Here is a 10016-nt window from a genome sequence, read left to right on the forward strand (position 1 = left end):
CCTTCGGCTTGCCGTTAAACGATTTTTCTGCGAGCCGTCCCGCTCCGAACCAATCCAAAGTGGCGCTGTCCAGCTAGGCTCTGTCAGAAAACCCTGAGCCGACGGCGCTAGCCGCGGGTGAGCCGACGGCGCTAGCCGCGGGTGCTGCAGCAGAAATCCCAGGGCTGCGGCGCCCGAGGCTAGCGCCTACGGCTCAAAGGATCGAAAACTCCATTTCACCAACACCCTCCCCCCGGGAGGGTCGCGAGGGACGAGCGGGGAGGGTGATGGTGACCTGGAGTTTTCTGACAGAGCCTATAAGACGCCGAAGCGGTTGTAGGCATCGGTCGCTTTCATGCCGTCGCGAATGGCGTCGCGGACGCGATTCTCAGCGTGCACCTTGTCCCAGGCCCGCTGAATCGCTTCGTGTTCGACTTCCTGGGGAACCACCACCACGCCGTCGAGATCGGCAAAGACGAGATCGCCGGAGGAGAACCGCACCCCGGCGATTTCAACCGACACGTCGACGTCGATCACCCGCTGCCGGTTTTGGCTGTCGTAGACGCTGGTGCCGCGGGCGAAAATCGGGAACTGCATCTGCTGCATCCGCGCCACGTCGCGAATCGCGCCATCGACGATCGCCCCGATGCAGCCCGAGTTCCGCGAGGAGGTCGAAAGGAGTTCGCCCCAGAGGGCGGAATACATCGAGCCGTTAGCCGCGCAGATCATCACGTTGTCGGCTTGGCAACTGTCGACGGCGAGCAGCTCCAACTCGTAGGAGTTTTCGACCGTGTGATACATGTCCGCCCAAAGCGTGGTTTTGCAGCGGCCGACCAACAGCGATTGGCTGGTGTAAGGCGTCAGCGGCACCCGGGGGGACTGGTTCCGCAAGCCCATCGAATCGAGCGCGTCGGCAACGACCGCCACATACAAAGACTCACGCATCATCGGGAGGGTGATTTCGGTCGTCATGCTTTCTGGTCCTGTGGCAAGCTGGTATCGCAAGGTGCGGATCGTTAGAGTGGGAGCCGAAACCGGGCCTACGGTAGGGACCGTGTTTACAGCGTGCGAAAACTACGGAGCGTCAGAATCTCAATGCGCGTCGGAATTATTGCTCTGTTGCACGAATCCAACACTTTTATCTCCCAGCCGACGCGACTGGAGCATTTTCAGCAGGATTTGCTGCTGACGGGCGAGGCAATTCGTGCGCGGATGGGGGAGACGCATCACGAGGTTAGCGGATTTTTCGATGGGCTCAAGAGTGCCCAGATCGAGGCGGTCCCGCTGTTTGCCGCTCGAGCCATTCCCTTTGGGCCGGTGACCGCCGAAGCGTTTGGGGAATTGCTGACGAGGATGTTCGAAAGCCTCGATGCCGCGCCCCAACTCGACGGAGTGCTGATCGCACCGCACGGGGCAACCGTGGCCGAAAATGACAGAGATGCCGACGGCTACTGGATCGGGGAGCTGCGGGAACAGGTCGGGCCTGAAATTCCCATTATTGGAACCCTCGACGCCCATACCAATCTTTCGCCGCAGATGGTCAATTTGACCGATGCGCTCATCGCCTACCGCACCAATCCCCACCTCGACCAGCGGGCTCGTGGAGTGGAAGCCGCGACGTTGATGGCGCGGACGCTCCGTGGTGAAATTCGACCGACTCAGGCGGCCGTGTTTCCTCCGCTGGCGATCAATATCGAACGGCAGCTGACCAGCGAGCCGCATCTCGTCCCGCTCTATGAGATGGCCGACCGGATGCTGGAGCAACCGAAGGTGTTGTCCAATAGCATCTTGTTAGGTTTTCCCTATGCTGATGTCGAAGAAATGGGGTCGTCGGCAATTGTCGTCACCAACGACGATGCGGCACTCGCGGGGCGGTTGGCGCGTCAGTTGGGCGACGCGATGTGGGAACGACGCCGCGATTTCGTCGGTGAGATGATCAGCATCGACGAGGCCCTCGACCGGGCGGCAAACCTCGACGGACCAGTCTGTCTGCTGGACATGGGAGACAACATCGGTGGTGGTTCGCCCGCCGACAGCACGCACTTGGCCCATGCAATTTTTCGGCGATTGGGCAACGAAGGCGGGACCCGTGAAGCGTTTGTGTGCTTGTATGATCCGATGTCGGTGGGGCAGGCCGCGGCTGCTGGAGTGGGGGCTGAGCTTGCGATGCGGCTCGGTGGTAAAACCGACCGGCTGCATGGTGATCCGCTGGAGGGAACCTTTCGAGTCGCCGGGTTGTACAAGGGGAAATTCAGCGAATCGCAGCCACGTCATGGCGGGTTTACCCACTGCGATCAGGGGCCGACGGCGGTCGTTCGCAGTGACCGCGGGCTGACGGTGATGCTGACGAGCGAGCGGATGCCGCCGTTCAGCCTGCAGCAGTTGATTAGCTGCGGCCTCGATCCCAAGCGGTTCCATTTGCTAGTCGCGAAAGGAGTCAACGCACCCGTCGCAGCGTACGCTCCGGTCTGCCCGCATTTGATCCGAGTCAACACACCGGGCTGTACGACCGCGGATATGATACGGCTCGACTTTCAGCATCGGCGGCGACCGATGTTCCCGTTCGAAATGGATACCTCCTGGGAATGACGCAGCCCTTGCTAATTCAATCCCGAACCATCCAGGGTGCCAGCGACGGACCCCATCTGTTGATTACCGGGGGCGTCCATGGAGATGAGTTTGAGCCGATGGCGGCGCTTCGGCGGTTGTTGAAGGCGGTTGATGGGGCATCGCTCCGCGGCCGCTTAACCGTCGTCCCCGTGGCGAATGAGGCAGCGTACTGGCGCGGTGCCCGCACGGCCGAGGACGAGCTCGATCTGGCTCGCACCTGTCCCGGTTCGCCCGACGGCTCGATCACCGAGCGAATCGCCCACGCTCTGAGTGAGCTAATACGCGCTGCGGATTACTACGTCGATCTGCACACCGGAGGCGTGGCGATGAGCGTCCTGCCGCTGGTCGGCTACACGTTGATTCCGGATGAAAAATTGCGAGCGGCGCAGCGGCGGATGGCCGAAGCATTCAATTTGCCGCTGGTCTGGGGCACCGACTACCGTTTGCAGGGGAGAACGCTTTCGGTGGCGCGGGATGCGGGGGTGCCAGCGATTTACGCGGAGTATCACGGCTCGGGCTTGTGCGATCCGGCCGGTATCGACGCCTATCTCGAGGGTTGTCTGAACGTCATGGGCGACCTCGGGATGCTCGATCGTGATCCGCCAGCGTCGCGAGTGGAGCGGGTGGTCGAGGACGCTCGCCCCGCGGCCGGTCACATGCAGGTTCGCAATCTTGCACCGATGGATGGATTCTTCGAACCGCAGCTGAGACTCGGCGATCGCATCGAAGCGGGGCAACCGCTCGGAACGATCGCAGACGTGCTCGGTGAAAACGTCGTTACCGTGAACGCGCACGAGAGCGGCACGGTGATCGTCCTGCGAACCTTTTCGCGAGTTCGGCAAGGCGATTCGCTCGCGGTGGTACTTGAAGATTTGGGAGCGGTATGAGCATCTGGCGTTACGCGGATCGTTTTTCGTCCGTCGCTCCCGAGTTTCGAGTGACGCTGGGGGAAGGTCAAACGCCGCTGGTCCGTTCGCGGCGGCTGGGTCCGAGCGTGGGGCTGAACCACTTGTATTTCAAGTTGGAATCGTGCAATCCGAGCGGATCTTATAAAGACCGATTCGCCGCGTGCGCGATATCCCACATGCGTGCCGCCGGCCAAACCCGCTGCGTGGCGACAACCAGCGGAAACACTGGAGCGGCCCTGGCTGCTTACTGTGCGGCAGCGGAAATCTCCTGTCATATTGCCGTGCTCGAAACGGCTCCGATCGGCAAGCTGCAACAGATGATGGCTTATGGTGCGAGGATCTCACGCGTGCGGCGGTTTGGGATCGACCCGCAAGTCACCGTCGAAGTTTTTGAAACCCTGCAGCGGTTGGGGCAGCGCGAGGACACCGCACTGCAGGTCAGCGCCTTCGCCCATTCGCCGCTGGGGATGAGCGGCGTGCGGACGATTGCGTTTGAGTTGGTCGAGCAGCTTCCGGACGGAATCGATTATGTCTTCACCCAAGCTGGCGGCGGCGGGATGACGCTGGCGGTCGCCGATGGTTTTATCGACCTCCATCGCCAGCAGCGAGTCGGATATCTGCCCAGCGTGGCGTGCGTGCAGCCCGAGGGGAATAACACCATCGCGGGTCCACTCCGCGACGGGGCCGCTGGCGGGCAGGCGGTCCAGTGCACGACGCAGATCAGCGGGCTGCAAGTCGCATCGGTCATCGATGGAGACGAGACGATCGCCGCCTGCCGAGCGACCGGAGGGAGCGGGTATCTCGTCTCGGATGCGTGCGTTTGGCAGGTCCAAAAGCGACTGGCCCGCGAGGAGGGGATCTTCTGCGAGCCCGCCGGCGCGACGGCGATCGCCGGAGCGATTCAAGCGGCCAGCGAGGGAGCGATCGATCGCGATGCGGTCGTCGTCGCCCTGGTCACCGGCAGCGGGTTTAAAGACCCCGCCACCATCGAGCGAATGAATGCCGACCGCCAATGCGAATTGATCGATGCAAAGGATCTAGAAGGCTTCGCGGATTAGGAGTCGGTGGGGGGTGATGGTGGCCACGGAAGGACACGGAAAAGCACGGAAGGGGGAGGGACCGCGGATAACACGAATGGTGGCCACGGAAGGACACGGAAAAGCACGGAAAGGGGGGAGGGACCGCGGATAGCACGAATGCTGGCCACGGAAGGACACGGAAAAGCACGGAAGGGGGGAGGGACCGCGGATAGCACGAATGCTGGCCACGGAAGGACACGGAAAAGCACGGAAAGGGGGGAGGGACCGCGGATAGCACGGAGAACGCGGATAAGAGCGGAATTCGACGGCTAGTAAACCGTATTATCGGTGGTTCAGCTCTTCAGCTTTCCTTCGTGTCCTTCCGTGCTTTTCCGTGTCCTTCCGTGGCCCTCCTCTCGGACGCCGGACGCCGGTGAAACTACTTGAACTGGAAGGCGAACACGTCGGCGTCTTTGAGCAGGAACCGGAGCCGGACGCTTTGGCCGGCGAGTTCGCTCAGGTCGGGTTTCTCTTTCCAGGTGACGGTCCGGGCGAGTTCATCACCGAAGGTCTCGTCGCAGTCGGCCAGAGTGTAGCCGGGGATCGGCGTGCCGTCGGCTTTTTGGATCTCGACTTGCACCGAGCCGGCCGCGCTGGTGGAGAAGTTGAGGTGCAGCGCCTTGCCGCTGAACTTGAGTGGTTTGGTCACCAGTTCGCCGCCGCTGAGCGGGGCGGAGGCGGAGACGAATCCATCGGTGCGGAGGGTGTAGCGACGCAGTTCGTCGCGGTTGCCGGTCCAGTAGCCCTCGGTAGCGAACAGGGAGAGCTCGTTGGCCGCTCCCGGCAGGGGCGAGGCGGTTTCGATCACGTGCCAGCCGATGTACTGGTGCCCATAGTTCCAGGTGCCGGGACGCTGCGGGCCGGGCCGCAAAAACGCGTCGCCCCAGCGGTGGAAGGTGCGTCCGTCGCGGCTGGTCATCAGCAGCGCTTCGGTCACAGCGGTTCCGTAGCGCTGCACCGCGGCCGCACGTTGTTCTCGGTGGTCGGGTTCCGGCAGCTTGCGCATCGAGGGAGACCAGCCGCGGTCGGTGTAGCGTGTCGGAAAGCCGATCAGCAGATGCGGGGCGCGGTAGTAAGGTTTGATCTGATTGGTGTATAGCGCGTCGGCCGGAGCTCCCGGATAGGCCAGCGGAACCGGCTCGGTCCATTCGATGAAATCTTTGGAGGTTGCCGTCAAGATATCGCGGCGTCCATTGTCAAAGAATCGCACATACGCCCGGTACTCTTCGCGGACCGGATCCCAGAACGCCAGGTTCTGCGAATCGAAGGCGCCTTTGGTGATCACGGGAGAGTCGTGCATCGCTTCCCAGTGAATGCCATCGGGCGAGTGGAACGCCAGCAGGCCTTTTTCGCCTCGCGACAGCACAAATGCTTTGTACAGGCTCTCGGCGGGGCAGTCCGGATTTTCATCCTTAAACATTGCGATATGCCCAGCGTCGATCTGCACGTTTCCATGCTTTCCGCTCGCCAGCACAATGTTGTTGTCCTTCGAGCCTTGGAATTCAACTAAGCCCAGGTTTGGCTTTTCCCAGTGGATTCCATCGCGGCTCTCGGCATAGCAAGTAAAGAGCGGGTGGGTATTGGAAATCATCTTTCCATCTTCCACCTTCAGTTGCCACGCCTTGTAATACATGCGATAGCGGTCGCCATCCTGAAACACAGAATGGTAGCCGGTTCCGCTCCCCTCCCAGGGCGCATCGTGGACGAGCGCGATCTCCTGGGGCACCGGGTGATGCATCTCCAAGCGAGCGCCGCCCGAGAGGGATTCGATCAGGTAGTCGTCGATGAGCAACTCCAGCCGCGAGCCGATCTCGATCGGAGCGCCCGGCGCGTCGTTCGCGCTCGGCGCGTTGGGGGTCGCAGGAGAGGCCGCCGGGGCGACGGCAGCGATCAGCAGCAGAGCGAGGGCACCGGCAACGGGAGAGATTCTCATGGGGATGAGTCCTTGAAGTCTGTTCAGTGATCGAACGGAAAACTCGGAGCCGCGAGCGGTTTACTATAACCGCGCGGCGGAGGGGGAGGTGGCTGCTGGGGGTTTTTTGGGGTGGCGACAATTTTCGGGATCCAACACTTTTCGCGATCCAGAACTTTTCGCGATCCGGAACTTTTCTCGGTCTGGGAGGCGAGGATTCTTGCCGTGGGCTTCCGGCCCGGGTTTGAATAACACTACGATTGCAACAACCTTGGCCCCCTTCCTCGCCCCTGCTCTGTTCAAACGGGATTCACTTCACGATGCGAAAAAGTCGAACTTTGGCACGGATTCGTAACGACGAGCCGGTCCGCATCTGTGCGCTCGGCAGCTTTGCCCCGTCGTACATTCGCCACGCAGCGCACTTTGGTTACGACTGTATTTGGTTGGATTTGGAGCACCGGGCGTTCAACCCTCGAGACATCGAGTCGTTGATGGCGTTTTTCCATCTGTACGACATCGACTGCATGCTGCGGCCGCCGACGCTGGAAAAGACAGGGCTGTATCGCTATCTGGAGATGGGAGCGACGGGGCTGATGATCCCGCACGTCTCGACGCCTGAGAAAGCGCGGATGTTGGTCGACGCGGTCAAGTTCCCGCCGCTCGGTGACCGCGGGCTCGACGGTGCGGGGATGGACGGCGATTTTTACGTCCACAATGGCAAGGACTATGTGGCGCACGCGAACCGGGAGACTTTTTTGGTGGTCCAGATCGAGACTCCCGAAGCGGTCGCCAACGCCAGCGCGATTGCGGAGGTGCCGGGCGTCGACGGGTTGTTCATCGGCCCCGGCGACCTCGGATTGCGGCTGAAGCATGCCGGCGGCGGGATGACGCTCGAGGGCGCTTTTGCTCAGGTCGCGGTCGCTGCGGCCGAACATGGCAAAGCCTGGGGGAGCCCGGTCGCCGCGGCGGACATCCGTCGCCGCCGCGACCAAGGGGCGCAGCTGCTGGCCCACGGCGGCGACTTCTTGGCGATGATGCAGATGTTGGAGCGTTGGTCCGGCGACTTCGACGACGCGTTGTCGCGATGAGCGGCGTGTCGTCCGCGATGGGGAGAATGGAGCGATGAAGCTCTCGGGTAAGACAGTGCTGGTGACGGGAGCCGGACGCGGCATCGGCAAGGGCTGCGCGTTGGAGCTCGCGCGGGACGGGGCGACCGTGATCGTCAATGATCGTCCGGCCAGTCCCGATCTGGCGGGAACGGTCGAAGAGATTCGCCGCGGCGGGGGGACAGTCTACGGCGTGGAATCGGATGTGTTCTCGCGGCGGGGTTGTGAGGATTTATTGGCCGTCGCGCTCAAGCTGTGTGGCCGCGTCGACGCCTTGGTGAGCAACCCTGCGTTCGGCGTCCGCTCTCCGTTTCTCGAGTACGATCCGCACGACTTCGAGCGCGTGCTCCAGGGGACGCTGACCAGCGGGTTTCACATGAGCCAGTTGGTCGCCCGGCACATGGTCGAGCGCGGCGGCGGTGGCAATCTGATCTTCATCTCCAGCGTCCAGGCGGAGATGCCGCTGGCTCACAGCGTCGCCTATGGAGCGGCCAAGGCGGGGCTGAACCATCTCGCTCAGACGCTGGCGGTCGAGCTGGCCGAGCACCGCATCAACGTGAACACGATCGAGCCGGGATGGACCGACACGCCGGGCGAGCACGAGGCGTTTTCCGAAGAGGCGATTGCCGAGGAAGGCCGGAAGCTGCCGTGGGGCCGCTTGGGGACGCCGGCCGATATCGGCCGCGCGGCGGTCTTTCTCGCCTCGAGCGACGCCGACTACATCACCGGCGCCATTTTGCCAGTCGACGGTGGGTTTCGCTTGAAGCACTGCCGGGCCCTGGAGTTGACGCAGCCGATTGAGCCGCGGCTGCGGGATTAGAGGCGATCTTTCACCGGCGGGGTGGTTCTGGGGTATAACGGGGCCGAGCGCAGGACTGCGCTCTTGCATGCTCCAGGCGCTTGTGAGGGATACCCACCACCATGGCCGATGCCCCGCTCAATGGTGACGCACTGATCGGTGAGACGCCGACGTACCGCCGCTACGGCATTTTTTGGCTGGCCGCGACCACCTCGTTCCTGCTGTATCTGCACCGTTACACCTGGAATCTGGTGCGTCCCGAGTTGCAGGCCGAGTATGGGCTGAGCAACACGGCGCTCGAGGCGATGGGATCGGCCTTCTTCTTTCCTTATGCAGCCGGCCAAGTTCCCGGCGGGATACTCTGCGATCTGTTTGGGCCGCACCTATTTCTGGTCGCGATCATCGTGCTGTGGTCGATCTGTTTGCCACTGCATGGGCTGTTGGGAAATTACACGGCGCTGTTGTTCGTTCGCGGCGGGTTTGGATTAGCCCAGGCCGGCTGCTATCCGGCGCTCAGCCAGGTCACGCGGGCTTGGTTTCCGCAGCGGAGCCGGACCGCCGTGCAGGGCTGGATCGCTAGCGGCTTTGGGCGAGGCGGCGGAGCAATGGCTTCGCTGATCATGGGCACGCTGCTGATGGCTGGGCTCGGGCTGTCGTGGAAGGCGGCGCTGCTGGTCTTGGGAGGCGTGGGAGTCGCGTTCGGGCTGCTGTTCTTGCTGCTGTTCCGCAACTCGCCGCAGCAAGATCCACTGGTCAACGATGCCGAGCGGGCGCTGATTTCGGCCGGCGCCCACACCGAGTCGACCGCCAAGCGGGTGCTGCCGTTTCGCACCGCGCTGGCCAATCCGAGCTTTCTGTTGCTTCTGACCCAGCAGTTTCTGGTGGCCGGATCGGACGTCGTGTTCGTGCTGATCTTGGGCAGCTACTTTCACTCGCTCGGCGTGGAGAACAGCGGTTGGTTGGGGCTCGGGGTGTTGGTCAGTCTGCCGCTGTGGGGTGGAGCGGCGGGAGGGATTTTTGGCGGCTTCATCAATGACTGGGCGATCCGCCGCTTCGGCAGTCGACGCTGGGGACGCTCGCTCGTGGCATTTACCGGACTGGCCGTCGGGGGCGGAGCGGTTTTGCTAGCGGTCGCTTCGGCGAATCCGATTCAAGTGGCGATGGGGTTGATGGTGGCCAAGTTTTTTGGCGACTGGGCGCAGCCGACCGTCTGGGGAACGTGCACCGACATGGGGGGCCGATATTCGGCGACCGTGTTCGGCTTTGGCAATATGGTTGGCAACCTGGGAGCGTTTTCGTTCCCGTTCGTGATCGGTCCGTTGCTCGACTACTACAGCGTGGTTTCCGTCGTGGGAGGCGAGACGGTTCGCGAGACCAACTTTGCGCCGGCATTTTTCGTCTGCGGATTGATGATGCTGACGGCCGCCTCCTGTTGGCTATTCCTCGACTGTTCCAAGCCGATCGTGCCGCCGGAGTACGAACGGCAGTCGGCGGAAACCGAGGGCTAGCTGGACAGCGCCACTTTCTCACGCTGAATTGCCATAAAGTCAGCAGTGCCCAGCAGTTGGCTACAAAGTCGTTTAACGGCAAGCCGAAGGCGACTGTGTTTTAAAAAGCAGTCGC

8 protein-coding genes are annotated in these 10016 nt (G+C 62.4%); 6 read left to right on the forward strand and 2 right to left on the reverse strand.

Annotated elements, in window-relative coordinates:
* Positions 1-294 precede the first annotated feature (294 nt).
* On the reverse strand, positions 295-951 hold the full coding sequence (locus GNK13_RS17700; RefSeq protein ID WP_203329126.1) for an RraA family protein: 657 nt from the start codon (positions 949-951) through the stop codon (positions 295-297).
* A gap of 123 nt (positions 952-1074) precedes the next feature.
* Between GNK13_RS17700 and GNK13_RS17705 the strand changes: the two genes are divergently transcribed.
* From GNK13_RS17705 to GNK13_RS17715, 3 genes are read left to right on the forward strand one after another with little or no spacing between them, the layout of a single operon-like run.
* Positions 1075-2568 carry a M81 family metallopeptidase gene (locus GNK13_RS17705; RefSeq protein WP_164103885.1) on the forward strand — a complete coding sequence of 498 codons (1494 nt, stop codon included), beginning with the start codon at positions 1075-1077 and terminating at the stop codon, positions 2566-2568.
* Positions 2565-3476: a succinylglutamate desuccinylase/aspartoacylase family protein gene (locus GNK13_RS17710; protein WP_164103886.1), complete on the forward strand. Its 912-nt coding sequence runs from the start codon at positions 2565-2567 to the stop codon at positions 3474-3476. Before GNK13_RS17705 ends, GNK13_RS17710 begins: the two co-directional genes overlap by 4 nt.
* Positions 3473-4555 (forward strand): pyridoxal-phosphate dependent enzyme, encoded by a 1083-nt coding sequence (locus tag GNK13_RS17715; protein WP_164103887.1) that lies wholly within the window; start codon positions 3473-3475, stop codon positions 4553-4555. Before GNK13_RS17710 ends, GNK13_RS17715 begins: the two co-directional genes overlap by 4 nt.
* A 400-nt stretch (positions 4556-4955) precedes the next feature.
* Here the strand turns inward: GNK13_RS17715 and GNK13_RS17720 are convergent, their stop codons facing one another.
* Positions 4956-6509, reverse strand: coding sequence for a hypothetical protein (locus GNK13_RS17720; RefSeq protein WP_203329127.1), 1554 nt, complete (start codon positions 6507-6509; stop codon positions 4956-4958).
* 299 nt (positions 6510-6808) lie between these two features.
* On the opposite strand from GNK13_RS17720, the gene GNK13_RS17725 reads away from it, so the two are divergent.
* The 3 genes from GNK13_RS17725 (at position 6809) to GNK13_RS17735 (ending at position 9901) form a co-directional block, all read left to right on the forward strand.
* A complete protein-coding gene (locus tag GNK13_RS17725) occupies positions 6809-7576 on the forward strand; it encodes an HpcH/HpaI aldolase family protein (RefSeq protein ID WP_164103888.1) in 768 nt (255 codons plus the stop codon).
* Positions 7577-7610: 34 nt separating this feature from the next.
* The gene (locus GNK13_RS17730; RefSeq protein WP_164103889.1) at positions 7611-8414 is read left to right on the forward strand and encodes an SDR family NAD(P)-dependent oxidoreductase; all 804 of its coding nucleotides are present in this window, start codon (positions 7611-7613) and stop codon (positions 8412-8414) included.
* A 101-nt stretch (positions 8415-8515) separates the two neighbouring features.
* Entirely contained in the window at positions 8516-9901 is a 1386-nt protein-coding gene (locus tag GNK13_RS17735) for an MFS transporter (protein ID WP_164103890.1), read from the forward strand.
* The last annotated feature ends 115 nt before the right edge of the window (positions 9902-10016 follow it).

This window comes from Candidatus Laterigemmans baculatus, from assembly GCF_010367455.1.
Lineage (GTDB): Bacteria > Planctomycetota > Planctomycetia > Pirellulales > Pirellulaceae > Laterigemmans > Laterigemmans baculatus.

Excerpts from the sequence above, each read along its gene's own strand:
- GNK13_RS17705 (WP_164103885.1), top strand. The coding sequence starts at position 1,075 with ATGCGCGTCGGAATTATTGCTCTGTTGCACGAATCCAACACTTTTATC.
- GNK13_RS17730 (WP_164103889.1), top strand. The coding sequence starts at position 7,611 with ATGAAGCTCTCGGGTAAGACAGTGCTGGTGACGGGAGCCGGACGCGGC.
- GNK13_RS17710 (WP_164103886.1), top strand. The coding sequence starts at position 2,565 with ATGACGCAGCCCTTGCTAATTCAATCCCGAACCATCCAGGGTGCCAGC.
- GNK13_RS17720 (WP_203329127.1), bottom strand. The coding sequence starts at position 6,509 with ATGAGAATCTCTCCCGTTGCCGGTGCCCTCGCTCTGCTGCTGATCGCT.
- GNK13_RS17715 (WP_164103887.1), top strand. The coding sequence starts at position 3,473 with ATGAGCATCTGGCGTTACGCGGATCGTTTTTCGTCCGTCGCTCCCGAG.
- GNK13_RS17725 (WP_164103888.1), top strand. The coding sequence starts at position 6,809 with ATGCGAAAAAGTCGAACTTTGGCACGGATTCGTAACGACGAGCCGGTC.
- GNK13_RS17735 (WP_164103890.1), top strand. The coding sequence starts at position 8,516 with ATGGCCGATGCCCCGCTCAATGGTGACGCACTGATCGGTGAGACGCCG.
- GNK13_RS17700 (WP_203329126.1), bottom strand. The coding sequence starts at position 951 with ATGACGACCGAAATCACCCTCCCGATGATGCGTGAGTCTTTGTATGTG.